The following is a 25,681-nucleotide window of genomic DNA, read 5'->3' as shown; positions in this document are numbered from 1 at the left end:
TTTGCGGGCACCAAAATATAAAAAAAGGTGAGATAGCTATCTCACCTTTTTCTTTACGGACACTGCCAAATTATTCAGCAGCTTCTTCAGCTTCGTCTTCGATACCTAGCAGTTCAACTTCAAATACCAGTGTTGAGTTAGCTGGAATTTTACCAAGGTTACGAGTGCCGTATGCAAGCTCCGCAGGAATAGTAAACTTATACTTAGCGCCAGTGTTCATTAACTGTAGACCTTCAGTCCAACCTGCAATAACTTGATTTAGGTTGAAAGTAGCAGGTTCATTACGTGCGTAAGAGCTATCGAACTCAGAGCCATCTAGCAATGTACCTTTATAATGTACTGTCACCTTGTCTGTTGCGACTGGCTTTTTACCGTCGCCTTCGCTTAGCACTTCATACTGAAGACCTGACTCAGTCACCTGAACACCTTCTTTCTTCGCGTTCTCAGCTAGGTACTTATCGCCTTCTTCTTTATTTTTCTTCGCGTCAGCTTCAACTTTAGCAGCTTGCTTTTCACGAACAGAAGAATCTAGTGAAGTGAGTACTTCACGGATTTTTGCTTCATCTAGCTTAGCTTCACCAGCCAATGCGTCTTTAAAACCACGCATTAATAACTCTTGATCAAGTTCAATGCCTAGCTCTTTTTTATCCGCTAAGTCTTTTTGCAAGAAGTTACCAACTGAAGCACCGATACCGTATGCTTGCTGTTGCACCTCTGTATCTAGCTTAACTTCAGCAGGCTTCTGCTCTTCTGCTTTTTTATTACACGCTACTAGTGCTAACACTGAAGCAGCAACGAGTGACAGTTTAATCGTCTGTTTCATTCTCAACTCTCCGACAGTCCCTACTATCAAAACACCAATGCTCGCGCAAGAGAGCTTGATATGCGGTGCCATTGTTAATTTTATATTAATAAGAAAAGGTGCTAGCCACATTAACATTCTCTAATCAGAATGCCAATATGCATTTGCTTGCCATTATCGCGTAACGACATTACGCTTTTAATACGCTAATATCAAAATAATATCTTGTTTTTAGTGCCTTTAGTCTACCTGTGATAGACTTCGGAGTTAAGGAGGATTTACCTAACTTATGGTCAAACTCGTCAACATTAAGTGGACAAGCCTCCTCTTTGCATGCGCGATGCTCAGTTGCTTCACCTTAACCGGCTGTGGCCCTGACACTTCAAAAGCCGTTATGACCGTGGAACATGCCAGCAGAGGCGCATTTTCTGCAGCAATCTCTACGGACGGTCACTACAGCCTTGTTTCTTCCATAGAGCATGGGGCCGTACTTTGGGATAATCAAGAGCAAGGCCTCAAATTTCAATGGCGTCACTCCGATGTCCCCGATGATCTCATTCACTCACTGGCTTTAGCTAATGACAACTCCACGGCCGTCACTGCCACTGATAAGACTTTCGCCATCTGGAGCATCGAAAGCGGTCAAAACCTAGGATATTTTGAGATCGAGTCTGGCACTATTCGAGATATCGCAATTAGCAATGCGGGCCGATATTTACTCTATGCCCGCAGTGATAACGTTGTCGTTCACCTCGACTTAGAGAGTGGAAGGCGGATAGAGTTCCTTGGACATCAAGAAAATATCAATTCTATTGCCATGTCTCCCAATGGTCACTTTGCCTTAACCGGAGGCAACGACTATACCGCCTACTTTTGGGATACTAGAACGGGGCAAGTGATCCACCGCTTTAACCACCCAAGTCGTGTGACCAAAGTTGCATTAGATGACCAAGGAAGATTTGCTTTTACCGCAGATAGCATGAAAAAAGCGAGCATTTGGCAATTAACTTCTGGTGATCTCAAAGCGCAATTACAGTATATTGCTCGCCAGAAAATTTTCAGTGCAGTGCGCTTTAATCAAGACGCAACGCTCTTGGCTACCGGCTCACCTAACCGCGAGCTTATTTTATGGCAAGTGAGTGATGGTGAACGATTGCAAACTTGGCGTGTGCAACCTCGAGAAGGCAGCCGCCCTAAGTCTGCGGTTGTATTTGACGTTGCTTTTCAAGACCAGGACACTGCATTGTTAACCGAAAGTTCCAGCGGACTACTGGAAAAATTTGCGCAGGTGAAAAAGCCATGAATGAAATCGAAAACAGAATTACTGAGCTTGAGGCTAAGCTTGCCTTTCAAGAAGATACAATCGAAACCTTAAATGAAGAGCTAAAGGCACATCAGCAGCGCTTGGCTAAAATGCAACGACAAATTGAGCTATTGGCAGAGAAAATGAAAGAAGGCCGGGATCCGGGTTTAATGCCTCAACATCAAGAGCCACCACCACCGCACTACTAACAGACTAATTGAAAACCGGGGTGATCACTCACTCCGGTTTGAACACTCCAATAACTTGCTCAAACTGGCGTGTAGAAGCCTGTACCGCATCTTTCGGCTGAGACATTACGTGGCCACACTCAACACATTCAACTTTTTCAACATCATGCTCTTTGTAGAGCATCATTACGTCGATTTTTTGGCATTCTGGACAACTTGCCCCTGCAATAAAACGCTTCTTAACTTTCAACTCTACACCTCTAATGAACACCGAGTTTAAGGTTTGTCATTTTATCCTAATTTTATTTGTCATGATACGCTTGGAGTAAGGGATTGGATCCATGCTATGATGCGCGCAATTTAGACAGACTTTTAGAATTATGATCCAACTTTCTGATATCGAGCTACTTCGTGGCAGTAAAACACTGCTAAAACAAGCAAATGCAACGCTTTATCCACAACATAAGGCGGGCCTAGTCGGTGCCAATGGCAGTGGTAAATCATCTCTCTTTGCGCTGCTAAAAGGTGAGCTGCAACTCGATTCAGGTGATTTTTCTATTCCAAAAGATTGGTCTATTGCATCAGTAAAACAAGAAACCCCAGCACTCTCCATTAGCGCCCTCGAGTATGTACTACAGGGACACCCTGAATACTATGTATTGAGAACGCAGCTACAACAAGCGGAGCGGGACGGTGATGGTGAACTACAAGCAAAAGCACACCAACAGCTAGAGAACATCAAAGGGTATAGTATTGAAGCCAAAGCGGGTGAACTACTCCATGGCCTTGGTTTTAGCAATGAACAGGTTGAGTTTGCCGTTAGCGACTTTTCTGGTGGCTGGCGCATGCGCTTGAACCTTGCGCAAGCGCTGATCCGCGATGCCGATTTATTGCTTCTGGATGAGCCAACCAATCACTTGGACTTAGACGCGGTTTATTGGCTAGAACGCTTTTTGCGCGCCTATCAGGGTACATTAGTGCTTATTTCTCACGACCGCGAATTTTTAGATGCAGTTGTTGGCGAGATTTGGCATATCGACCAACAGCAGATCAACGTCTATAAAGGTCACTATTCTCAGTTTGAACGTCAAAAAGCAGAGCGCATGGCACAGCACCAAGCGCTTTACGAGAAGCAACAAGAAACGATTGCACATTTAGAGAAGTTTATTACCCGCTTTAAAGCGAAAGCGAGTAAAGCAAAACAAGCGCAAAGTCGAGTGAAGGCCCTGGAACGCATGGAAATGCTCGCGCCCGCTCATGCAGATTCACCATTTAATTTTGAATTTGCAGATCCAACGAGCTTGCCTAATCCATTGATGACACTAGAGCAAGCCAAAGCGGGCTATGGTGACGTTACCATTTTGCATGACATCAAGCTTAATCTGGTCCCAGGTAGCCGTATTGCGTTACTTGGCCGTAACGGTGCTGGTAAATCAACCCTAATCAAGTTACTTGCCGGCGATTTAACCCCACAAGCTGGTGAAGTGTTTCAACACCAAGGATTAAATGTAGGCTATTTTGCTCAGCATCAGCTTGAGTCTCTCGATCTTGAGGCCAGTGCGGTTACCCATATTCAACGTCTAGACCCTAAAGTACCAGAGCAGCTTATTCGTGATTTCTTGGGCGGTTTTGCTTTTCATGGTGATAAGGCCCTCGAACCCGTTGCGCCGTTTTCTGGTGGCGAAAAAGCACGACTCGTACTTGCGATGTTGGTGTATCAAAAGCCGAACCTGCTGTTACTCGATGAGCCGACCAACCACCTAGATTTAGAAATGCGACACGCACTAGTAATGGCCTTACAAGGTTTTGAGGGTGCAATGGTTACGGTTTCCCACGATCGCCACATGCTGAAAAATACCGCTGACGAGTACTATTTAGTTGATAATGGAACCGTTTCTCAGTTCGGCTATGACTTAGATGCCTATTACCAATGGCTTATGAATGCCAATAAAGAGCAAGCGAAACCAAGTGGCTCAGAGGCTGAACCAAAACAAAACTCTAATGCCAATCGTAAAGAGCAAAAGCGTCTTGAAGCCGAATTCAGAAAAACCATTCAACCGTTGAAAAAGTCGATTGAAAAACTCGAAAAACAGCTCGACAAACTCACTGAGCAAGCAGATGAAATTGAGCAAGCTTTGGCTGACAACAGTCTATACACGGACGAGAACAAGGCAAAATTAAGTGACTTACTGGCAAGACAAGCCAAAATAACCCCAGAGCTTAATGACACAGAAGAAAACTTATTAATGGCATTGGAAGAGTTAGAAGAAAAGCAAAATCATTTCGATGAGACTGGAGAGATATGCTAAGTCGTGAAGACTTTTGGCAATTTGCCTGTGAGTTCTACAGCCGCCCGCAAATGCAATCGCGGCTGCTGAATTTGCAAGATGCTGCAAGCAAAAATATCAACCTGTGCCTGTTACTTTGTTACCTAGACACTTTAGCACTGACGATTACCCCCGACACCCTAACCGCACTGGTAAAGACTGCTAAGCAATTTGACCAAGCGGTGCTACAACCCCAACGCGCGATCCGCCATACCCTAAAAACACATCATCAAGACTACCAAGACTATAAAAAGTTACGAGCTGCGATGCTGACTGCAGAGCTTGAGCTTGAAAAGCGCCAACAAGTGCTATTGTTGGAAACATTAAAGCGCTTTTCGTTTGCGCCACTGCAATCATGTAGCAATGTGCTGCTCTATTTGAGTCAGAGTGAGTACGACGCTTTATTCAATACGGCTGACTTCTAAGCCATTAAATAAATATAAGCCCTGATATTTACCCAACTTAGATATAAAACCTGATCGAGATCAAGCCTTTGTCTAGGTTTAATTTCACTCAGGATTGAAACTTGATCTTGATCATATCAAGCCCCTCAGACCTCCACTACTATTTACTCATCGACAAATTAGGAGGCACAGCCATGAACGTATTCTTTAGAGACTTTTTTTCCGACCCTGTGTTGTTTCTGTCTTTTGGCTTTTTAGGGATTGTAATTTTGCTGTGCTGTTATTACGTCTATTTTTTCATTAAAAAAGTCATGGACGCTGAAGTACCTAATGAACAATAGAACAGATTTAAATGTATTACCTTGGGGCGATTGAAGAATAAAGTAGTAGAAGATCGGCTCGACGTAGTTCCCCAACTTGCAGAATTAAGCACGACGCACAAAGCACCTTATCAGTTTACTGGTCGGGTGCTTTTTATTTGCTTAACCCTCAACTGATAATACGTTAAACTGGCTAAAACGTGTTTTGCAACTGGATAGCTTCCTTTCTTTGCTTTGCGAGCAACCGTCAAAAAGACGCAGTTTCTATTATGAATCAAGCCATGAAAACAATAACAGCCGATAATTACGAATTTAAACCCGCTTGGTGGATGCGCAACCGCCACGCCCAAACCATACTTCCGCGATTCTTTAGGCCTAGATTACAGATGCCCGTCGACTATGAAACACTAGACACACCAGACGATGACTTTTTAGAACTTGCATGGGCAAAACACGGCGATAAATCGGCACCTTTGGTTGTGGTATTACATGGGCTAGAAGGCAATATCAACAGCTTTTATGCAAAAGGCCTATTAAAAGCGTTGGTACACCATGGTTTTGATGCCGTACTGATGCACTTTCGCAACTGCTCACGTGAAGTGAATCGCCAAGCTAGGGCTTATCATAGCGGCGAAACCTCAGATCTTGGCTTTTTTATAGACACGCTAAAAGCCCGTTTTCCTAAACGGCCATTATTTGCGGTTGGCTTCTCGCTCGGCGGTAATGTACTTGCCAAATACTTGGGAGAAACCAAATCGCAAAGCGGTCTTGAAGCTGGTGTTGTCGTCTCAGCGCCTTATCACCTTTCTTCCTCTTGTCAGGTGATCAGAAAGAGCTGTTTTAAGCTCTATCAAAAATACTTGCTAGACAGGATGAAGAAATCTTTTTCACGTAAGCTAGACACCATCCAGTCGCAAATTAGGATAGACAAGCCTGCCCTTTATGCCATTGATGACCTTTGGCAATTTGACGATAAGATAACGGCACCGCTGCATGGTTTTAACGGCGCGGAAGACTATTACGCACAAGCAAGTTCGCAGCCCTACTTAACCCAGATCACGACACCAACACTCCTGATCCACGCCGAAGATGACCCCATGCTATCATCACAAGCCGTGCCTACAGCCGCTCAGGTTAACTCACCGGTGACGCTCGCAGTGAGTCCCCACGGTGGTCACGTAGGGTTTATTTCGGGAAGTAACCCCCTTAAACCTAGGTTTTGGCTAGAAAGCGTTATTCCACAATATTTACAGCAAATTTATAGTAAGGCTAAGTAGTATGCTCATTCCCTATCAACAACTTCCGCAAGAGACGCTAGACAATCTTATTGAGCACTATGTGCTGCGAGAAGGAACAGACTATGGCGATACCGAGGTCAGCACCGAGAGCAAAGTCGCGCAAGTGAAAGCACAGCTAAAATCCGGAGAAGCGCTGATCGTTTTCTCAGAATTACATGAATCTGTGAATATTGTTAGCAAACAACAATTTCAAGCAATGCAAGCACAGGAAGATTACGAGTATTAAAAAACCTTCAGCTTTCTTTGTATTTAGCGCTAATCGTAAACAGTTGTCGAAGTGACAGGAGTTGTTACAATCAAATTTCTATAACTATAAAGGAAAGGCAATTTTATGAAGCTCGGCACTGCTCTTTGCGCCCTAGCGCTGGCTGTTTCTAGCGCTTATGCAACTGAATACAAAGCCTCTGAGCGCGCAGTTAAACTCGCTCACGATAACATCCTAATTGATACACACATCGACGTTCCATATCGCATCCAAAGTAAATGGGATGATGTTAGCCAAGCAACCGAAGGCGGTGATTTTGATTACCCTCGCGCGATAAAAGGCGGTCTTAATGCGCCATTTATGTCTATTTATATTCCTGCTAATTTAGAATTTGAAGGTAAAGGTAAAAGCTATCAACTCGCCAATCAACTGATTGACGGTATGGAAGCCTTAGCACATCGCGCACCAGATAAATTTGCAATGGCTTACAATACCGACGACATTTATGCGCAATTTGACAGTGGTATTATGTCTATCGCGATGGGCATGGAAAATGGCTCGCCCATTGAAGGTGAGATGAAAAACCTTAAGCATTTTTATGACCGTGGCGTACGCTATATCACCTTAGCACACTCGCAAAGCAACCATATTTCTGACTCTTCTTATGATGTACGCCGCAAATGGAAAGGCTTAAGCCCATTTGGTAAAGAGCTTGTGGTTGAAATGAACAAAATTGGTATGCTCATTGATGTATCACATATTTCCGATGACGCCTTTTATCAGGTTATGGACATTTCAAAAGTACCGGTCGTTGCTTCACATTCATCCCTGCGCAAATACACCCCAGGATTCGAGCGCAATATGGATGACAAAATGCTCAAAGCCTTGGCAAAAAATGGCGGCGTGATCCAAATTAACTTTGGCTCGAGCTTTGTGACGGCAAAAGCTGGAGCTTGGTATGACAAGCGTGACGAAGCACAAAAAGAAGCCAAAGACAAAGATCGCACCGATTTTAGAGCGGCGTTTAGAGCAAAAAATCCGTTTCCATTTGCCACACTTGATCAAGTGCTAGATCACATTGACCACGTCGTTAAGTTGATAGGGATAGATCACGTAGGGATTGGTTCAGATTACGATGGTGTGGGTGACTCACTACCGGTTGGCCTGAAAGACGTGTCAACGTATCCAAATCTTGTGCAAGGTCTCTTGGATAGAGGTTACAGCGACGCTGATATCAAAAAGATTTTAGGTGGCAATACCCTGCGCGTGTGGAAACAAGCTGAGGCTTACGCAAAGAAGTTTGCTAAATAACCTCAGGTTAAATAACTGTTCAAACCACTGATTTATAAGGTGTGCCGCACGGCATACCTTACAAGACCTTAGACTTTAAACTGAGATAATTCATTCACCAATTTACTGGTGACTCGCAGCACATCATCCGAAATTTGGTGCGTTTCTCCAGACAACCGCTCGCCGTCCAATGTTTTGTCATTTAAATCAGTTAAATTACTGCTAACCTCAGTAGATACTGCATTTTGCTGCTGAGTCGCATGAGCGGTTTGCTCTGAAAGCTCAGTCACTTTCACCGCACTTTGTGCAATTAACTCCAATAGCTCCGTTGCCTTCGTAAAACTTTCTACTGCAACATCAACATACTGCTTACCATCTTCAATGGTCTTTTGTGAGTCCTCTACGCTATGGGAGAATGCTTCCAACATCTTCTGAATATCATTAGTGCTGTCTTGTGTTCGAGTGGCCAGTGACCTAACCTCGTCAGCTACCACTGCAAATCCACGACCTTGTTCGCCTGCTCTTGCCGCTTCTATTGCCGCGTTGAGCGCTAATAAATTGGTTTGCTCAGCGATCCCGCGAATAACATCAAGCACTTGCGTAATGTTTTCAGAGTTTTTTTGTAAAGCTAACGAACTGGAGAGTGCCGCTTCCATATTATCAGCAAGATGAGTGATTTTTTGTTTTGAATCAGCCAACACCGTTTTACCTTGTGCTGCGTAGCGATGTGAAGCTTCAGCTTCTTTCAATGAGTTTTCTGCCACCGACGAGACTTCTTGACTTGAGTGACTTAGCTGATTCACCGCGCTAACAATGGTATGTGATGACTTACCAAGCGAGTCGATTAAGTCATGGCACTGTGTGGCATAATGACTGAGTTTTGACGACAAACTCGACAGCTCGCCACCATCTTTCACTAGTGCTGTAACCATCGCCTGTAAACTCTCGAGAAAATGATTAAAGTTTAGCGATAGCTTTGCAAACTCATCATTTCCTTTGATTTCAATGCGACCAGTTAAGTCTCCGTCTCCAGAGGCGATTTCAGAGATCCTATCTGACACAAAGTTTATCTGCTTTGCTAGCTGACGAGGGATTCGATAAGCAATCCAACAGGCAATACCAAGTAGGAGCAAGGCACCAACACCAAGACCCCACTTTATCTGAGTAACCTCAGCAACGACTAACGCGCGACTTGCAGCAGATTTTCCATCGGCTAATTCACCGGCTTTATCAAGCACATCACGAACTGCACCAAATAACTTAGCCGACTCAGTTTGAAGCGCTTTATCTGTCGGGGTTTTAATACTCGCCACCGTCACGCGATACCAACTTTGAAAGTCCGCGTCAAAAGTTGCAAAACTACCCAGCTCACTCTGGTGGAGTGACATAAACTGAAGATACTTTTGATAGCGCTGTTTCACCTGCTCGGCGTTTTCTTCAAAATCCGCCCGCTTATCTTCACCAGCTAATAATTTGAGGTAGGCTTCTTGAGCTTGATAAAAGTCTCTATCCGCATTGAGTACCACTGACACGGCTTTTAAATAGTTTTCAGTTTGGATCTCAAGTGCCGATTGCACTTTATTGAGCAACACCGAAAAACCAAAAAACACAAATAGCAACACGATCGTCAACATAGCCGTAGGCAACGAACTTTTGACTCGAATACTATGTAAATCCATCTTCATACACCTCAAACAAGAGATAGTAAAAGCCTAGACCATATAAAGATTTATAGACAAATAATCTTCACCCATTCAAAAGAAAACAAAATAATTACATTTCATTATTTGTTTTACAACAACACTTCTTTGTATTATTTTTAAACAGATCACGCTATCGGTTTCGTGATAACAAACTTAATAAATCTATAAAAAGGATATTGAAAATGAAAATAAAGCTCCAAAAAAAGCAGCTAAAAAAACTCACTCAAGATAACAAACTACCTCAGGAAGCAACCCCTCAAGTAGCCGGAGGTGATTATACGAGAGTTTACGGATGTCAGGACACGATGAAATGTGCATCTCGCCAAGACATCTCAGCTTGTTGCAATCACTCCGATCTTGCTAGCTGTCAAATCGGATTTACCTGCCTTTGCTAAATCTATTCACTTTTTAACAGCGGGTTTCCATAACCCGCGTATAGGTTGTTGCTCACAGTGTAAGTATTAAGATTAATTCCAATGTAAGAAATGCATCAAACAACAGCAGCACTCAGGCTTTGAATAATAAAAAGTGGGTGATTTATTTCTCTGTATATAGCGAAGAAAACTGACTGTCCATTGAGGGGGTTTTAGGTAACTAAACCAAAAATTTGATTACGGGAGTCGTTAATTTATGAAGAGTGAACCGACGACTTTTGTACTAGTTCTTTAGATTTTACAGCCCAATTAAGAATTGGTTGCGGGAGCCATTAATTTATGAAGAGTGAACCGATGAATTTTGGGAGAGTTCTTTAGATTATACAGTCCAATTAAAAATTGGTTGCGGGAGTCGTTAATTTATGAAGAGTGAACCGACGACTTTTGTACTAGTTCTTTAGAGTGTGCAGTCCAATTAAAAATTGGTTGCGGGAGCCATTAATTTATGAAGAGTGAACCGACGACTTTTGTACTAGTTCTTTAGATTTTACAGCCCAATTAAGAATTGGTTGCGAGAGCCATTAATTTATGAAGAGTGAACCGACGACTTTTGGAGTAGTTCTTTAGAGTGTGCAGTCCAATTAAGAGTTGGTTGCGGGAGCCATTAATTTATGAAGAGTGAGCCGACGAGTTTTGGAGTAGTTCTTTAGAGTGTGCAGTCCAATTAAGAGTTGGTTGCGGGAGCCATTAATTTATGAAGAGTGAACCGACGAGTTTTGGAGTAGTTCTTTAGAGTGTGCAGTCCAATTAAAAATTGGTTGCGGGAGCCGGATTTGAACCGACGACCTTCGGGTTATGAGCCCGACGAGCTACCAGGCTGCTCCATCCCGCGCCTGTATGTTTTTGTGAATCTATTCTTCGTCGGGGACCGACGACCTTCGATTCTTTCCAGGTTTAGCGAGTCCGACGAATGATTTATCATTCTGCTCCATCCCGCGCCTGTATTTGTACTTAATTTTAAGTCTTGTACTTGAGACTCTATACATCCAACTGATGTTGGTTGCGGGAGCCGGATTTGAACCGACGACCTTCGGGTTATGAGCCCGACGAGCTACCAGGCTGCTCCATCCCGCGCCTGTATGTTTTTGTGAATCTATTCTTCGTCGGGTACCAACGACCTTCGATTCTTTCCAGGTTTAGCGAGTCCGACGAATGATTTATCATTCTGCTCCATCCCGCGCCTGTAAACTCTTAAAAAGGACTTCCCTTTCAAGAGGCCGCTATAATAATGGATTAAAATTTTATTGCAAGGGATTTAATGCTTAAAACAATTCAAGTGCGCAAAAATCCCACAACCTTCAACTTAAACCGTTATTTATTCTATCGTTCGATGATGTGGACTGATCAACTTTTGCCATTGCCAATCGGGATGCCCCATAACAATAAAGTCTGGGTTTTCGGTAGTTTCTCGTCGATTGTAGGTCAGCGGGTTAAACTCAGCATCGGTAATACAACCTCCGGCTTCTTCGACGATGATTTGTGACGCGCCAGTATCCCACTCTCCCGTTGGCCCTACTCGTAAAAAACAATCCGCCTTACCTTCTGCGATAATGCAGGCTTTTAATGAACATGACCCAAGTGCCACAGTGTCGAACTGACTATTTAAGTACTGACTAACCGCTTCAAGCTTTTGTCTGCGACTTACTGCCAATGTCAGCGTTTCTCGTGGCGAGACGAAAATACGTTTACTTTCGCCTGAGTCACTACGTTTAAACGCACCTTCATCTTTGCTCGCGTAATATGTCAGCCCTTGAGATGGCCAGTAAATGACGCCTAACACAGGATGATTATTTTCGATTAGCGCAATATTGACGGCAAAGTCACCGCTTTCGAGAATAAATTCCCCAGTGCCATCCATAGGATCGAGTAACCAGTAGCGCTGCCAATCTTGTCGCTCACTCAATGGTGGAATTGGTGTTTCTTCAGACATTACCGGAATGTCAGGTGCTATTTCAGCAAGACCCGCCATTAAGATCTCATTAGATGCCAAATCTGCGGCAGTGACAGGAGTGTGGTCAGACTTTTCTTTTTTACCAATATCATCGGCTTGATAAATTGCCATAATGGCTTCACCGGCACGTTGTGCCAGTGCGATGCAAGGCTCTAAATAGGACTGCAATTTACGCCTCCAGATTCAAATGTGCTTTTAATAACAGTAGTGCCGCGACACTTCTTGCTTCGGTAAAGTCCTCTTGATGTAACAGATCATATAATTTATCTAGCGGCCACTTCACTACTACCAGTGGCTCTGGTTCATCACCTTCAAGCTGTTCTGAGTAAAGTTCACTAGCGACCAAAATATGCATTTTAGCATTAAAGTAACTCGGTGCCAGTGACACTACTTTGAGTTCAGAGAAAGCATTTGCACCAAAACCCACTTCTTCTTTTAGCTCTCGGTTACCCGCTTCCACCGGGGTTTCGCCAGGGTCAATTAGCCCTTTGGGAAAGCCGAGTTGATAGTCATGTGTTCCTGCACAGTATTCTCTCACTAATAATAGCTCATTATCAGCAGTTATGGGCACGATCATTACTGCGCCACGGCCACCGCCACGAACTCTTTCGTATTCTCGTTGCTCGCCATTCGAAAAAGATAACGAAAGTGCTTCTACCGTGAACAATTTGCTTTTAGCCACGACGTCGCAAGCTAAAATTTCTGGTGGTGTGGGATGCTTTTTATGTGACATAGATCATTATTTGCTATCATGGCGAATAACCTAATCATAAAGCCTTTGAAGTTAAATGCCTATGCTAAATTGGTCAAATATCGATACCGTTTTGTTAGATATGGATGGCACATTACTCGACCTCCATTTTGATAATCACTTTTTTCTCGACGTTGTGCCTAAGGCACACGCAAAACGTCAAGGCTTAACCCTTGAGGCTGCAAGGGCCGACATCCTCGCGCGTTATGACGCAGTAATGGGCCAGATAGAATGGTATTGCCTAGATTATTGGCAGGAGCAACTACAGCTCCCAATTATGGAGCTTAAACGTGAAGTACAACACTTGATCTCAATTCGTGAGGATGTACCAGCGTTTTTAGAGGCCTTAAGAGAGAGTGGAAAACAGCTTATCTTGTTGACCAACGCTCACCCAAACAGTCTAAGTTTGAAAATTGAGCGTACCCAATTCGATAAGTATCTCGACAAATTGGTTTCAACCCATGAATATGGCGTAAGTAAAGAAAGTCAGATGTTGTGGCAACAGGTAGAGCGTGATTTGGGCTTTGATAAGTCCCGCACTTTATTTGTGGACGATAGCATTAGCGTGTTAAATGCTGCGAAAGAATTTGGTATTGGCCATTTGCTTGCCGTTGCTAACCCTGACAGTCGGCAACCAGAGCGAGAGATCACTGAATATCTCTCAGTCTCCGATTACCGTACCTTGCTACCTATTATAGATTAAGCTGGGTAGCGAGCTTTTAAGCCGTCGTACACGTGTGTTTTAAAGTCTGGGTGTGCTGTATCTAGACTTTTCACCACTTCGACTAAGTGCTCGTTATCTTCTTGGCCATTCCATACCTTGATGTAAGAACCATCTTTATAGCCATGGTCTTGGCGGAAGAAGTTAAGCGTGTTTTTACCGACATATCCACGGTATAGGTCATCAATAGACATTCCGATTTGCTGCATACATCCCGCAAACGCATGGGCATCAAACTCGCGTTTGGTTACAGCCGCACTTGCAAGTAATTCAAGGGTTTCCTTGAAGTCTTCTGCGGTAGTTGGCTTTGCCAATTCAGCCTCTAACTGAGTCGCTAGTTGCTCAAATGATGTTTCGCCATCGATACGTAAAGACAAGCCAAAATGAAAAATATCCACTAGCTCTAAAATCACTTGTTCTGTATCTGGCGTTTGCTTTTTCCACCATTTCCAGCCGTAGTGATCTAGCATTTCTGCACACTCAACCCAAATTGCGCGGTACCATTCAAACCCTTGTTCAAACCATTGTTGGTGTACTTTGGTATTCATGGCATGTTGCATTTCTAGCATAACCACAAGCTTAGTGATGTTTGCAGACATTGTGCTCTCTCTTCATGGAAATCAATTACGAGCGATATCATACCGAAGTGAAAGATTTTCGCCAGCGCTTAGGTCTTCTGAGTCGATATCAACTTGAAACCCTAGGAACTTTTTATGCGTCATTTTATTTTATCGCTCGCTTTGGCTTGTTCAGCCTTTGTCAGCGCAGCTGAAATCACTAATATCGCCGCAGCACCTGAACAAGTAAGCCCACTCCTTCCAGGCATTGATGCCCCTGCATTACAACTCAAAGATAAGTCAGGTAAAACTGTCGACCTCCCGACACGCTATAAAGAAAATATCACCGTACTGGTGGTTTATCGTGGTGGCTGGTGTCCATACTGTTCAAGACAGCTCGCGGGTATCCAAGAAATTGAACCACAGCTTGTTAAGATGGGGGCACAAATTATTGCTATCGCACCAGACTCACCTGAGGCGCTGGCAAAAAGTACAATTGAATCCCCTCACTACCAACTGTTGTCTGATAACGAAATGCGTATGAGCCAAGCGTTAGGTCTCGCCTATTTCCTAGATGATAAAACAGCCCTTGCTTATCGCAACAAGTTGGGCGTAAATTTTGTTGATTTTGAGGGGAACGATAAAGTTGCCTTGCCGGTGCCGGCGGTATTTGTAGTCGATAAGAAGGGCTTGATCCAATTTCAATACGCAAACCCAAATTACAAAGTGAGATTGGATGAAAGTGTGCTACTAGCCGCGGTCAAAGCAGCTAGTCAACTATAGAAAAAGCACATAAAAAATGGAGTCCGAAGACTCCATTTTTTAGCGGTTTTCTAGCCGGTTATAGTCAAATAAACCATATTCAACGCCACGTGTTTGTTTGGCAATATCGTGAATTAAATCACTGTAACGCCAAAACTCTGGGTGAGTCCTGCGGATCCCATATTGCGCTCGTAGCGCTCGGTAATCAGACTCACTATTCATTTGGCTAAATGATGAGACGAAGTCCTCTTGTGCTACCTCGCTTTCTAAATACCAAATTGCCTCTGGGTAATCTCCGATAAAGCCTGGCACAATCGTCGCCGTGTCTTCTGTATACGCTCTTTGCCCTTCTTCATTTAACAAACTGGAGATGTTGTAGTGGGCATTATGGTGTAATAGCGAGAACGCTTGATGTGAACCGTCACTTTGCTTAGTAATAATAAACGAGACCTGAGGAAGCAAATTAATCGCCCTAACGGACATGCTATTGAGTGCCTGCAGTGGCTTGCCGACGGCTTGATAGTCATAATCCCTATTTAGAGTCGGCTTAAGCACAGCATGTAGTTTGTCATACAACTCTTGCTTTGGATCGTCCGTTTCGTATTTTATCCCCGTTGGCGCACCGATTAGTGATTTGCGATTGATAAACTCACTTAAGCTCAAGTGTGACTTACGATACCAATAGCGTTTAATTTCCTGTCGATGACTAAGTGGCAGTAAATTTAAAAAGTTTTGCTCACCTTCAAGCCTCAAAAAGTCCATATATAAGCGTGTGATCAACTGATGACCAATGTTGCCATACACGTCAAAACCTGCCACCAGCAAGTAGTGAATGCGCTCGAACAAGGCATAGTCTAATACCCAAGCTGTTTTGGGAGGCTGGCCGATAAAACCTTTAACCACCGTTGCGCTATCAAAATGACGGAAGATAGTTAATGCTGCATTCGGGTTTTCCCCCTCTCCACGCCAAATCAAGTCCATATTGAGACGCTGCCCATCGGCAAACATCTTATCTGCAAGCTCTGTTTTGGCACGTAAGTAATCCTGCTGCTTAGTGGCGTATTTCGCCCAACTGGAAAGCGGTAACGCATTACTTTGCTCAGCCGCAGGTAGTACCAAATCTTCATCATGTTTAAGCAGCAGCTGGTTCACCGCTTCATTGCTATTTTTTTCAGGATCAACAAACGCCACCCAGAAATGATCGTTAATGACATTAAGCGCTATTTGGCCTCGACATACAGGACCTTTGATAAAGCCTTTTACAATTAACTCGGCCTCATCCAGCATAAATTGATAACGAGAATTAACCGGAATATCTTTGAATACCTTAAATGGGTTTGCTGCAAGCTCTGGCTCATAACCTGGCAGTTCCTCCACGTGATAATCCGCTGCATAAAATTGCTGATGTAACCGAGATAGCTTGGCGTCGTTCAATGCCAGTGGCATGTGAGTTTTTGACAAAATGGTACTGCGCACTTGCATCAATCGATAATACACCCTATCGATCTCAGGATCGTCAAACGGACGCACCGAACTCACCAGTGCGATTGGCTGGCCCGGCGGCGTGCTTGAGCGTACCAATTGAAAAAACGCGGGGTCATCCAGATGAGGGAAGTGGATATGGGCTAAATACCAATGCTCAAAAATATAACGCGCGGCAAGGCGGTGTTTATTGGAGTCCTGATTAAGAAATTGTTCCCACTTTTTCACTTCTTTTTGTGCTGCAACACTTGGCTTTGCAATCTGGCTCATTTTACTGCCACTTTGCAGCCATGCTTCCAAGGTTTTGAATTCATCATGCGTGAGCGCTGGTAAGCCGTAGGGCATCCCCGCATGAGGCTGTTGTTTCGCCAGGGTAGAAAATTCATCCATGGTTGGGCAAGACTGCGTTCGATCTAAAGAGAAATCAAACTCTTTACCCAAGATGCCTTGCTCAGGAAAACGATGAGACATTTTTAACAGCAAGCTATTATAAAGCACACTCCCAGCTAGGTTGCTGTATTCAGATTGATTGCGCTCATTCAGCACTGGGGTAAAACCACGCTCACGCCACTGTGTCGTGGTTTGGGCATCGAATAACAGCCGGGTTGGTGTTTGTGCTAACAACCGCGTGCCGTCATACACTAATTCCTTTGACAATCCCCTATCGATTCCTTCTGGAGATGACAGTTTAAGCTGACAAGGTGCGTCATAACAACCATGGCAAACCACACAACGCGACTCCAAAATGGGTTTCACGCTTTGTAAGTAACGTGCACCGCCTTGGTGATATTGTTCGATTCGTGCTTGGGGTTGCTCTGGTCCAAACATATCATCATATTTAGACACACCCAAAGCCACACAGCCAGAAAGCACGGCGACAACCACCGCACAAAACAGTGCACGTTTAGACATTTACTCGCCCTCGTCGTCATCCAGCCCAAGATCAAAAGTCGGCATCATTTCTACTGGAGGCGAGACAAATAATGCATCGCTACTGGTACTCAGCACAGCACTGAGAATAGGCCCGCGATTAATGAGCAATTGCAACTGATGTTCCGCACCTATCAACTCAGTCACTGTCGTACTAATGTTGTTGAGCGCATAGTCATCAATATGCAAGCTAATATTCTCATCTTCTTTTGGGTTTTGGCACAAATGAGCAAGGAGGTTCTCACTCAACATCACTGATACTTCAGCATCTGGAGAGTCGATATCACGATTCTCGATGTTATCGTCTAACAAAAAAAGCGGCAGTGATAATGGGGTATCTTGTTGTAATTCCATCAAAGGTTACCATCTGAGTATTTGCTTTATATTAGCACAGTTAGATGGCTGATGGCTGAAAAGGGGGCGACTATGCGCCCAGCTTGATTACCAAGGAAGCGTGTCTCCATTGGAGTGCCAAAAACCACCGCTGTTTTCGATAGTTAGGTGTTCAATTCTCTTAATTAAACGTTCCGCCGCAACATCTGGACCAATATCACCTGCAAATCCCACCATCTGCGTTTGCACAAAGCCAGGATGGAATAGTCCAACAGCAATATCTTGGTTTTTCAGCTCGTGAGCCATACTTACGCTCGCCGCGTTCAGTGCAGCTTTCGACATTCTATAACCAATGTAACCACCAGAACCATTATCTGCAATCGAACCCATACGACTTGTGATCATGGCAACTTTACTACCTGCTTTGAGGTTATCGAGCAGTGCATGAGTGACTCGAATTGGTCCTAGCGCATTAACGTTAAATTGGTGGTCGATATTTTCAAAATCCATTTCCACTAGTGTTTCGTTATGAAATACCCCAGCGTTATTAATAAGAATGTCTATTTTCTCCGAGCCCAATGCCGCCAATAGCTTTTTCGCGCCATTTTCCGTCGCAACATCTATATCTTCAATGATATCCACGCCTAGAGATTCTAGTTCTGCCGATGCTTTGCGAACAACCGCAGTTACTTTGCAGCCTAGAGATAAGTATTGTTTACAAAACTCTAATCCAATCCCACGATTAGCACCGGTCACCAAAACATGTAGTGTCATATCCTTCTCCTCACGATTTTTATGCTCAAACTATTACAATTGGTATGAGTTTACTAAACTCAAGGTCAATCCTGACTGAATTCATTTTTATGATGTACTTTTTCACTTTCTGACAACTTTGCTACAGTTATAACTCTGACAACCGTAAGGATATGTTGTGAAACTCGCACTTAGCACCCTCTTGCTTTTCTTTATCCACAAGGCGACGTTCGCCTACCAAATCAATGTCAGTGAGCTGGTCGCTTATCAGCTTGGCCAACAGCAAATCGCACAACTCATGCAAAAAATATACGCACCTTTGGACATCACGCCCACACTTGTCGTGTTACCCAGTGAGCGCGGATTAGAATATGTAGATCAAGGGTTTTATGATGCGGAGGCATTTGCACTAGCGCTATTGCAAATGCCTATCCTAACTTACTGCAAATACCCGAACCACTTGCAACCGTGCGAATGGCGGTGTTTTGTCTCAAGAAGGAACGTTGTACTTTGTCGACCCGACAAGACTATGTGGTAATACAAGGCAGTTTAATAACGGAGCAAGTTTGTCAGCGTAAAAGGTTGACCTGTAACGCGGTCTCTAACGATGTTTCTGCGTTTCAAGCACTTGAAAAAGGTCATGTAGAACAAATTTTAGCTGATGACTTATTTGCGCTTGGTGCGCTATGTCAGTCAGGACTCGCCACAGTTTATGTGCGTAGGCTACGAGATGCGAGTTATCCTATTTATCACTATATCAATCGTAAACACCAAGACCTACTGCCGAAATTAACAGCGTCTATCAAGCAGCTAAATAGTAGTGGAGAGCGCGATACTATTCTAAACCGGCTCTCTGAGAGCTTCGCCACTTGCCATGGCAAAGTGATTGAATTAGAAATGCATTAAGTTGAAATATCATCCATGGCAGATTCTATGATAGAGAATACCGCCCCTTGAGGATCCGTTATCACGCTGAAGCGACCTACATCTGGTATATCTGTCGGCGGTACACAAATTTCTCCGCCAAGCTTTTGGGCATATTCAGCTTTACTATCGCAGTCCAATACCGCAATGTAAACCATCCAGTGCGGAGGAATGTCTTCACCCCATTCAGCCGTCATTTCTAACATGCCAGCGACGGGTTGCTCATTTACTTTGAACAAGGTGTAGTCCATATTTCCCATGTCTTTGACTTCGATTTGCCACCCAAATAATGCGGAATAAAAGTCACGACTTTTGGCGCTGTTTTTACTCACTAGCTCAAACCAATAAGGGGTATTCGCTTCAAGATGACGTTGCGTCCCAATATGACCACCCTCTTGCCATAACGCAAACACCGCGCCACCTGGCTCCTTTAGCATCACCATCCGCCCTGCCCCTGGGACATCATGAGGGCCTGCAAGCACTTCAGCACCGAGCTCGTTGGCTTTGTTTAGACATTCATCAACATTGTCTACCGCCACATAAGCAAGCCAGTGACTAGGCATGCCTCCTTGTTGTTGCTCAGCGGTCATCTGATACATCGCTGCGACATCATCGACTTCTTTTTGCAACATGGTGTAATAACAATCTTCACCAATGGGCTGGTCAAGAATTTGCCAATCAAATAGTTGGCTATAGAAAGGTTTTGCTGACTGCCAGTCGCTTGAACACAATTCAATCCAACAAAAATAACCGGGTCTAAATTCACTAATTATTGCCATGATAAGCACCAAACTCATTCAAGTGTATTGAATATAGCAGCAGTAGCCTAAAGCCGCCTGAGGCATTTACACAAATTTACAAGTGTGGGAGGTTTATTGTTGTGGAATTAAAAATTAACCTATAGAATCCCGTTCCGCCTTTGAAGACTAGGCGAAATAAAAACAACTATAGGATGTAAAATGTTTAAAACTACTCTAGCTGCAGCAATCGTCGTTGGCGCAATGACTGCCCCTCTAGCTGCACACGCTTCTGATTCTGTAAACCCTTGGCAAGAATGTGGTATCGGTGCAATCATCTTCCCAGATAATGGTGCAGCTGCTGCAATTTCGAATATCATTTGGGACCTTGGTACGACTGCTGTTTCTACAAAGATTTCATCTGTAGAATCTTGTGCTGGTCGTGAAGTAAAAACTGCAATGTTTATTCAGCAAACATTCCCTACACTGGAGCAAGAAATTGCAGAAGGTCAAGGTGAATACGTGTCTGCGATGTTAGCAGTACGTGGCTGTGACGCAGCAGCAACAGCTGACATTGTAACCGCTATCAGAAATGACTACGCAGCGCAGCCTGCAAATAACGCTGAAGCACTATACAACATCGTAGAAACTCGCGTTTCGACTAGCTATTCAGCTCAGTGTAACGCAAGCTAAATAGTATAGGTGAGCACACCTAATAGCGCTGTGCTCACTTTTTTGATGAAGACCGTTCTCAAATATTCAGCTTACAGCTTACTGTTTTATAGTACAGCCACATTAAGCTTTGATACCAACGAGCTGGCCCAAAACACAACGTGGCAAAAACTTCTCCATCTAAAGAAAGATGGCCACAGTTTAATAAAATCAGCTTCTTTTTTTCTATCTGATCACACCCAATTTTCACCAGCGAACGAACTTAATGCAACTATTGCAGCTTTTCAACGTGAGCCTAGTTCACAGTGCCAATTTCCGGCTCGAGCCAAGTGGCTAAGATCCCAAGGCGTTCCGTTACCAAAAGCGCCAGCTTGCGTGGCTTTTGATGAATGGAAAAATGAAGGTGACTGGAATTCTATCAGCTTAGTGTTTGCCTCCGGATACATGAGCAACCCGGCCTCGCTGTATGGGCATATGTTACTTAAAATCGGCTCTCAATCAGCTCACAATATCCTGTTAGACCGGAGTGTCAATTATGGAGCAATCGTTCCAGAGGACGAAAATGGGTTAGTTTATATAGCTAGAGGGTTATTTGGCGGCTATCAGGCTGGCTTTTCAGATCAGCGATTTTTTCATCATCACCATAACTACAGTGCGGACGAGCTGCGTGACCTTTGGGAGTACAAATTAAATTTAACACCAGATGAAGTCGAATTTATTACAAAACACCTTTGGGAATTACTAAACGCTCAATTTGATTATTACTTTGCTGACGAAAATTGCGCATTTCATATCGCACAACTTATTGAACTTGTGCTTGATAAGCCATTAACGGCTGACCTACCGCCTTGGGTGATCCCTGTCACTATTTTTGATAGATTGAATCAAGCTAAGCACCAAGATAATTCTTTAGTGTCAGCGATTCATTATATTCCTTCAACAAGCAGTGAGTTCTACAACCTATATGAAAAATTAAGTCCTGAGCTCAGATCGTTGGCAATCCATCTTTATCACCATCAAAAAGACTTCAATAATGAAAAGTATCAACAGCTTCCAACTGAGCAAAAAGTAATATTACTTGAAGTATTGATGAGCTTTGTACAGCTGCAACTTACCTTAGAAAGAGACGAGAAACGCAACAGCGAGTTTAAACGTGTATTGCTAAAAGAACGAATAAAGCTTCCAGCAGGCATCAGTAAGGCGAAATCCCTCTCGGCTATAACACCAAGTGACAAAGCACCACACTTGGCAACAAAACCGTCGAAAGTAAGCCTAGCCATTCAGTCACAGCCCGATTCAGAGTATACTGCGAGGTTTGGCTTTAGATTGACATATTTTGATTCGCTTTCTCCAGACACTGCTAGAGTTAAATTTTCAAACTTAGAAATGCTGGATGTAGAACTTGCGCTAGCTGATAACGACATAGATATTTACAAGTTTGACGTGCTGGATTTAGAGTCCTTTAATCCAAGCTATGCAAAAGGGTTTGATAACCAAAACTGGGCTTGGCGCCTACGCTTAGGCTATGAAAAGCAGCAGGCTTATTGTAATGATTGCGCTTTTGTTGGATTAAATACTGCTGCAGGCTACGCCCATCTGCTAAATGCTAGCAGCATCACATTTGCTCTCGCAACAATAGAAACTTTTTCTATAAATAACAATTACTATCTCAGCCCAGGTATTGAAGTTGGCTTACTTTCAAGGCTAAATAATTCTTTTGCATTCAGAACCTCTATCTCGAAAAACACTCATCACGCAGCACATATCAAACTTGAGCTCGCAAACCAGCTTTCGCCTCAATCCGATGTAAGGATTGGTTGGGACTATGCAGAAACATCCCGACTTTCATTGCAGTTCAATTATTATTGGGATTAGTGGCTCACTTCGGCTGCCCATACTTAGGTGAGCGCACGCCATAAAGCAAACCACTGCTTGAGTCCGCTGATAATAATCTCTGTGATGCTTTCTGTGAAACTTCAAATCCTTTATCTGAAGTGCTTTCAATCACCTGATTTAGTACCGCGCCAATCAATGCGCCAGCCAAACTGCTATCACGGTCATCTCTGTCTTCACTACTTGACGCTTTTGACTTACCACGCCAAATTACTTGGCCAGTTTTTAAATCAACCAACCTTGCCGATAGCGCTACGGTAGTGTCACTATCTAATACAACGTATGACGTACCATAATCTTGAATCTCTATGTATAAGGCGGCGTCCGCAGCAAAGATTTCATAGAGCTTGTCTATCGCAACATTGTGAACATCATGAGCCACAGTTAAGCCGTTATTTTTAAAAGTCTCATTGACCAAAGATACTGGAAAAACATAATAGCCAGAGTCTGCAAGTGGCTTCACCACTGTCGCCATGACCCCAAAAGGCGCAACCACCTCATTGGAATTATTGATAGGCGGTAACACCAGTATCGACTTAGGATCGCTTTGAATAAAAGCGCTGTAATCCTGCTTAGGTGCTGTCGCACAGCCATTCAATAAGGCAAAAGTCAAAAGCACCAAGCTCGCTTTAATCCATTTCATCTTATTCTCCCTGTGCATTTTTTAGTAAAAAGTCGATATATTGCCTGGACTCAGGATACAGTTGTTTTTCCTGTTCAAAATACGCAAACCCTTTGCCGTTATCCCCTTGCATCAAATATAAGTAACCGAGATGCGCATACATACCTGGTGCTGGACTGATCTGCTTTACTTCTGCGCGCGCTATGCTTGACTCTAACTGACTGATCTGCTGCTCAAGCGACTGCCCATCACCTCGAAAAAACTCATAGAGGTTACGTTCGTAAGAACCGTAATAATATTGTGGTGTCGTACTCTGACAACCAGACAATATCAATAGTAAAGTCGCCACAAATATCATTTGCTTCATAATTTACCTGAGGTTTAGATTAGCTGTGGGGATTGTCTATAAAGGCTTCCAATCGCCTTTCTCGATACCACTCACCAAGTTATTAACGGCTTCACGAATAGCTAAATCCAATACCTTGCCGTTTAGCGTTGAGTCATACCCCGCAGTGCCACCAAAACCAACCACTTCTCGATTAGATAAGCTGTATTCTCCAGCACCTTGCACTGAGTAGACAACTTCTGAACTAGTCACATCAACGATATTCAGATTTACCTTAGCGTAAGCAATTTGCGATTTTCCTTTACCTAGGATGCCGAACAATTGTTTATCACCTACTTCTTTTCTACCAAACTCGGAAACATCTCCCGTGATCACAAAGTTAGCGCCTTTAATACTTTGTTTTGCGCCCGCAAATCCAGCTTCTTGGGCAATCTCTGTCATGTTTTCTCTATCTAAAACAATAAAGCGATTACTCTGCTGTAAATGGGTGGTCAGAATAGTTTTAGCCTGAGAACCCAAGCGATCCGGTCCTGAACTAAACACACCATTGTGAAAAGCTGAACGGTTTTGCAATTTACCAACCGCTAACTGACTTTTTGGTCCATTATATGTCTGATTATATGAGGCCACTTTAGGTGCTTCTACCGTTCTTGATGCTTCCGTTGCGCAACCCGCGGTTAATCCGACAAACGTCAATGCAATTACTGTGGCAAGCGGTTTATTCATTATCATTCTCCTAAAGTCATATGCGCCAGTCTGTGACGCAGCGATTCGTTTTGTTAATAACAATGTAGATAAATTTAGCTGACTTTAGTGTTAATTTTTGTTTGGGAAAAATGCAATAACGCTACATCTAGATGGGATTTTAAAGATAGTGCAAAATAAAACCGAGTACAGCACCGGAAAAAGTAGTGCAGACGACTTAAGAAGCGGCCATCAACAAACCTAAATTCATTTTTATAACAAATAGTTATGGATTTGTAAGTTTGTGATTTGCTTAGTACTGCACAAAGCACCAAGCAAGATTACTGTTAAAAAGCGCCATACACTTTCCAACAAATTAGCGTTGGCGCATCACGCCTTCTTGAATAGTCGACGCAACTAACTCACCTTGGCGGTTGAAAAATTGACCACGTACTAGGCCTCGGCCATTAGACGCGCTCGGACTATCAACGCTATATAAAATCCATTCATCCATTCTAAACGGACGATGGAACCACATCGCATGGTCTATTGTCGCGACTTGCATATTTGGCTGCATAAACGACAAACCATGTGGTTGTAGTGCAGTTGGTAGAAATTCAAAATCAGAGGCATAAGCCAGCAAATAGTTGTGGATCCTTCTGTCGTCCGGCATGTCACCATTGGCTTTAAACCAAACATTTCTCACCGGGTCCTGTTTTTTAGGTTTGAATGGATTTTGAAAGTTTACAGGGCGCATATCCAGCGGCATTTCTTGCGTAAATTTCGCTCGAAGTGATTCTGGAATGAGGTCCGCATGTTCTTGATAAAAGTGAAGTGATGACTTCAATGTTTCAGGCTCTGGCACATCCGGCATCAAAGATTGATGAGAAACGCCGGGTTCATCCCCTTGGAAAGAGGCAGTCATGTAAAATATCGGCTTACCATATTGAATGGCACTGATCCTACGAGTGCTAAAACTGCGACCATCACGAATGTTTTCGACATCGTAGACGATGGGCTTGCTTGCATCACCAGGACGCAAAAAGTAAGAGTGCAGCGAGTTAACAAAGCGCCCTTCTGGTAAGGTGTATTTTGCTGCGGACAACGCCTGCCCCATCACCTGACCTCCAAACACTTGAGGAAAACCAAGGTCTTGGCTTTGACCTCGATATATCCCTTGCTCAATTTCTTCAAGGCTGAGCAAATCCAACAGATTTTGTAACACTTGACTCATGTTGCACTCCGAACGTCTAGTAGAACTGGCGATAGTCGTTATAATGAGATAATAC

Annotated in this window: 28 protein-coding genes and 2 tRNA genes; 14 read left to right on the top strand and 16 right to left on the bottom strand. The window is 43.6% G+C overall.

Annotation, left to right across the window (positions count from 1 at the left end; genetic code table 11):
- Positions 1 to 70: 70 nt before the first annotated feature.
- On the bottom strand, positions 71 to 823 hold the full coding sequence (fkpA, locus tag L1271_RS22945) for an FKBP-type peptidyl-prolyl cis-trans isomerase (RefSeq protein ID WP_026001096.1): 753 nt from the start codon (positions 821 to 823) through the stop codon (positions 71 to 73).
- Between the two features lie 268 nt (positions 824 to 1,091).
- On the opposite strand from fkpA, the gene L1271_RS22940 reads away from it, so the two are divergent.
- Both L1271_RS22940 and L1271_RS22935 read left to right on the top strand, forming a co-directional pair.
- Positions 1,092 to 2,105, top strand: a complete 1,014-nt coding sequence (locus tag L1271_RS22940) for a WD40 repeat domain-containing protein (RefSeq protein ID WP_010607919.1) — start codon at positions 1,092 to 1,094, stop codon at positions 2,103 to 2,105.
- Positions 2,102 to 2,314: a SlyX family protein gene (locus L1271_RS22935; RefSeq protein WP_010374533.1), complete on the top strand. Its 213-nt coding sequence runs from the start codon at positions 2,102 to 2,104 to the stop codon at positions 2,312 to 2,314. Before L1271_RS22940 ends, L1271_RS22935 begins: the two co-directional genes overlap by 4 nt.
- A gap of 28 nt (positions 2,315 to 2,342) precedes the next feature.
- Here the strand turns inward: L1271_RS22935 and L1271_RS22930 are convergent, their stop codons facing one another.
- On the bottom strand, positions 2,343 to 2,543 hold the full coding sequence (locus L1271_RS22930; RefSeq protein WP_010374531.1) for a YheV family putative zinc ribbon protein: 201 nt from the start codon (positions 2,541 to 2,543) through the stop codon (positions 2,343 to 2,345).
- Between the two features lie 130 nt (positions 2,544 to 2,673).
- Between L1271_RS22930 and L1271_RS22925 the strand changes: the two genes are divergently transcribed.
- From L1271_RS22925 to L1271_RS22900, 6 genes are all read left to right on the top strand, one after another.
- Positions 2,674 to 4,602 (top strand): ATP-binding cassette domain-containing protein, encoded by a 1,929-nt coding sequence (locus L1271_RS22925; protein WP_235368875.1) that lies wholly within the window; start codon positions 2,674 to 2,676, stop codon positions 4,600 to 4,602.
- Complete coding sequence (locus L1271_RS22920) at positions 4,596 to 5,045, top strand: TIGR02444 family protein (protein WP_235368874.1); 450 nt, start codon at positions 4,596 to 4,598, stop codon at positions 5,043 to 5,045. The genes L1271_RS22925 and L1271_RS22920 overlap by 7 nt, the downstream gene beginning before the upstream one ends.
- 173 nt (positions 5,046 to 5,218) lie before the next feature.
- Entirely contained in the window at positions 5,219 to 5,365 is a 147-nt protein-coding gene (locus L1271_RS22915) for a hypothetical protein (RefSeq protein WP_010374526.1), read from the top strand.
- A gap of 248 nt (positions 5,366 to 5,613) precedes the next feature.
- Positions 5,614 to 6,621 carry a hydrolase gene (locus tag L1271_RS22910; RefSeq protein ID WP_235368873.1) on the top strand — a complete coding sequence of 336 codons (1,008 nt, stop codon included), beginning with the start codon at positions 5,614 to 5,616 and terminating at the stop codon, positions 6,619 to 6,621.
- 1 nt (position 6,622) lies between these two features.
- Complete coding sequence (locus L1271_RS22905; RefSeq protein WP_010607914.1) at positions 6,623 to 6,868, top strand: YheU family protein; 246 nt, start codon at positions 6,623 to 6,625, stop codon at positions 6,866 to 6,868.
- 105 nt (positions 6,869 to 6,973) lie between these two features.
- Positions 6,974 to 8,158, top strand: a complete 1,185-nt coding sequence (locus L1271_RS22900; RefSeq protein WP_102055884.1) for a dipeptidase — start codon at positions 6,974 to 6,976, stop codon at positions 8,156 to 8,158.
- A gap of 68 nt (positions 8,159 to 8,226) precedes the next feature.
- On the opposite strand, the gene L1271_RS22895 is transcribed toward L1271_RS22900, so the two are convergent.
- From L1271_RS22895 to nudE, 5 genes are all read right to left on the bottom strand, one after another.
- A complete protein-coding gene (locus tag L1271_RS22895; protein WP_102055883.1) occupies positions 8,227 to 9,816 on the bottom strand; it encodes a methyl-accepting chemotaxis protein in 1,590 nt (529 codons plus the stop codon).
- A gap of 1,213 nt (positions 9,817 to 11,029) precedes the next feature.
- A tRNA-Met gene (locus L1271_RS22890) sits at positions 11,030 to 11,106 on the bottom strand.
- A gap of 165 nt (positions 11,107 to 11,271) precedes the next feature.
- Positions 11,272 to 11,348, bottom strand: a tRNA-Met gene (locus L1271_RS22885).
- A 241-nt stretch (positions 11,349 to 11,589) separates the two neighbouring features.
- Positions 11,590 to 12,393 (bottom strand): 3'(2'),5'-bisphosphate nucleotidase CysQ, encoded by an 804-nt coding sequence (cysQ, locus tag L1271_RS22880; protein ID WP_095728585.1) that lies wholly within the window; start codon positions 12,391 to 12,393, stop codon positions 11,590 to 11,592.
- 1 nt (position 12,394) lies between these two features.
- Positions 12,395 to 12,958, bottom strand: coding sequence for an ADP compounds hydrolase NudE (gene nudE / locus L1271_RS22875; protein ID WP_095728586.1), 564 nt, complete (start codon positions 12,956 to 12,958; stop codon positions 12,395 to 12,397).
- 61 nt (positions 12,959 to 13,019) lie between these two features.
- Here nudE and yrfG point away from each other — a divergent pair, with 61 nt between their 5' ends.
- A complete protein-coding gene (gene yrfG, locus L1271_RS22870; protein ID WP_010607908.1) occupies positions 13,020 to 13,679 on the top strand; it encodes a GMP/IMP nucleotidase in 660 nt (219 codons plus the stop codon).
- Here the strand turns inward: yrfG and L1271_RS22865 are convergent.
- Complete coding sequence (locus tag L1271_RS22865; protein WP_017219351.1) at positions 13,676 to 14,296, bottom strand: dUTP diphosphatase; 621 nt, start codon at positions 14,294 to 14,296, stop codon at positions 13,676 to 13,678. The genes yrfG and L1271_RS22865 overlap by 4 nt on opposite strands.
- 114 nt (positions 14,297 to 14,410) lie before the next feature.
- On the opposite strand from L1271_RS22865, the gene L1271_RS22860 reads away from it, so the two are divergent.
- On the top strand, positions 14,411 to 15,037 hold the full coding sequence (locus L1271_RS22860; protein WP_235368872.1) for a peroxiredoxin-like family protein: 627 nt from the start codon (positions 14,411 to 14,413) through the stop codon (positions 15,035 to 15,037).
- A gap of 39 nt (positions 15,038 to 15,076) precedes the next feature.
- Here the strand turns inward: L1271_RS22860 and L1271_RS22855 are convergent, their stop codons facing one another.
- From L1271_RS22855 to L1271_RS22845, 3 genes are all read right to left on the bottom strand, one after another.
- The gene (locus tag L1271_RS22855; RefSeq protein ID WP_235368871.1) at positions 15,077 to 17,410 is read right to left on the bottom strand and encodes a fatty acid cis/trans isomerase; all 2,334 of its coding nucleotides are present in this window, start codon (positions 17,408 to 17,410) and stop codon (positions 15,077 to 15,079) included.
- Complete coding sequence (locus L1271_RS22850; protein WP_010374501.1) at positions 17,411 to 17,782, bottom strand: hypothetical protein; 372 nt, start codon at positions 17,780 to 17,782, stop codon at positions 17,411 to 17,413.
- A gap of 87 nt (positions 17,783 to 17,869) precedes the next feature.
- Positions 17,870 to 18,535, bottom strand: coding sequence for an SDR family oxidoreductase (locus L1271_RS22845; RefSeq protein WP_102055880.1), 666 nt, complete (start codon positions 18,533 to 18,535; stop codon positions 17,870 to 17,872).
- 157 nt (positions 18,536 to 18,692) lie between these two features.
- On the opposite strand from L1271_RS22845, the gene L1271_RS22840 reads away from it, so the two are divergent.
- Entirely contained in the window at positions 18,693 to 19,052 is a 360-nt protein-coding gene (locus L1271_RS22840) for a hypothetical protein (protein ID WP_235368870.1), read from the top strand.
- Positions 19,025 to 19,420 carry a transporter substrate-binding domain-containing protein gene (locus tag L1271_RS22835; protein WP_235368869.1) on the top strand — a complete coding sequence of 132 codons (396 nt, stop codon included), beginning with the start codon at positions 19,025 to 19,027 and terminating at the stop codon, positions 19,418 to 19,420. Before L1271_RS22840 ends, L1271_RS22835 begins: the two co-directional genes overlap by 28 nt.
- On the opposite strand, the gene L1271_RS22830 is transcribed toward L1271_RS22835, so the two are convergent.
- A complete protein-coding gene (locus L1271_RS22830) occupies positions 19,417 to 20,217 on the bottom strand; it encodes a VOC family protein (protein WP_010607902.1) in 801 nt (266 codons plus the stop codon). The genes L1271_RS22835 and L1271_RS22830 overlap by 4 nt on opposite strands.
- A 180-nt stretch (positions 20,218 to 20,397) precedes the next feature.
- Here L1271_RS22830 and L1271_RS22825 point away from each other — a divergent pair, with 180 nt between their 5' ends.
- Together L1271_RS22825 and L1271_RS22820 are read left to right on the top strand one after the other, a co-directional pair.
- A complete protein-coding gene (locus L1271_RS22825) occupies positions 20,398 to 20,868 on the top strand; it encodes a DUF3015 family protein (protein ID WP_069023445.1) in 471 nt (156 codons plus the stop codon).
- 45 nt (positions 20,869 to 20,913) lie between these two features.
- A complete protein-coding gene (locus tag L1271_RS22820; protein ID WP_102055879.1) occupies positions 20,914 to 22,722 on the top strand; it encodes an Lnb N-terminal periplasmic domain-containing protein in 1,809 nt (602 codons plus the stop codon).
- Positions 22,723 to 22,726: 4 nt separating this feature from the next.
- Here L1271_RS22820 and L1271_RS22815 read toward each other — a convergent pair whose 3' ends face one another.
- From L1271_RS22815 to tesB, 4 genes are all read right to left on the bottom strand, one after another.
- The gene (locus tag L1271_RS22815) at positions 22,727 to 23,383 is read right to left on the bottom strand and encodes a DUF799 domain-containing protein (RefSeq protein ID WP_235368868.1); all 657 of its coding nucleotides are present in this window, start codon (positions 23,381 to 23,383) and stop codon (positions 22,727 to 22,729) included.
- A gap of 1 nt (position 23,384) precedes the next feature.
- Entirely contained in the window at positions 23,385 to 23,729 is a 345-nt protein-coding gene (locus L1271_RS22810; protein ID WP_102055877.1) for a DUF4810 domain-containing protein, read from the bottom strand.
- A gap of 36 nt (positions 23,730 to 23,765) precedes the next feature.
- Positions 23,766 to 24,434, bottom strand: coding sequence for a CsgG/HfaB family protein (locus L1271_RS22805; RefSeq protein ID WP_102055876.1), 669 nt, complete (start codon positions 24,432 to 24,434; stop codon positions 23,766 to 23,768).
- A gap of 334 nt (positions 24,435 to 24,768) precedes the next feature.
- Positions 24,769 to 25,626, bottom strand: coding sequence for an acyl-CoA thioesterase II (tesB, locus tag L1271_RS22800; RefSeq protein ID WP_095728597.1), 858 nt, complete (start codon positions 25,624 to 25,626; stop codon positions 24,769 to 24,771).
- Between the last annotated feature and the right edge of the window lie 55 nt (positions 25,627 to 25,681).

Origin of the sequence: Pseudoalteromonas sp. OF5H-5 (assembly GCF_021530695.1) — a bacterium.
Taxonomy (GTDB): Bacteria; Pseudomonadota; Gammaproteobacteria; order Enterobacterales; family Alteromonadaceae; genus Pseudoalteromonas.
The sequence above is the reverse complement of the archived record's forward strand: the minus strand, read 5'-3'. Positions and strand labels throughout refer to the sequence as shown.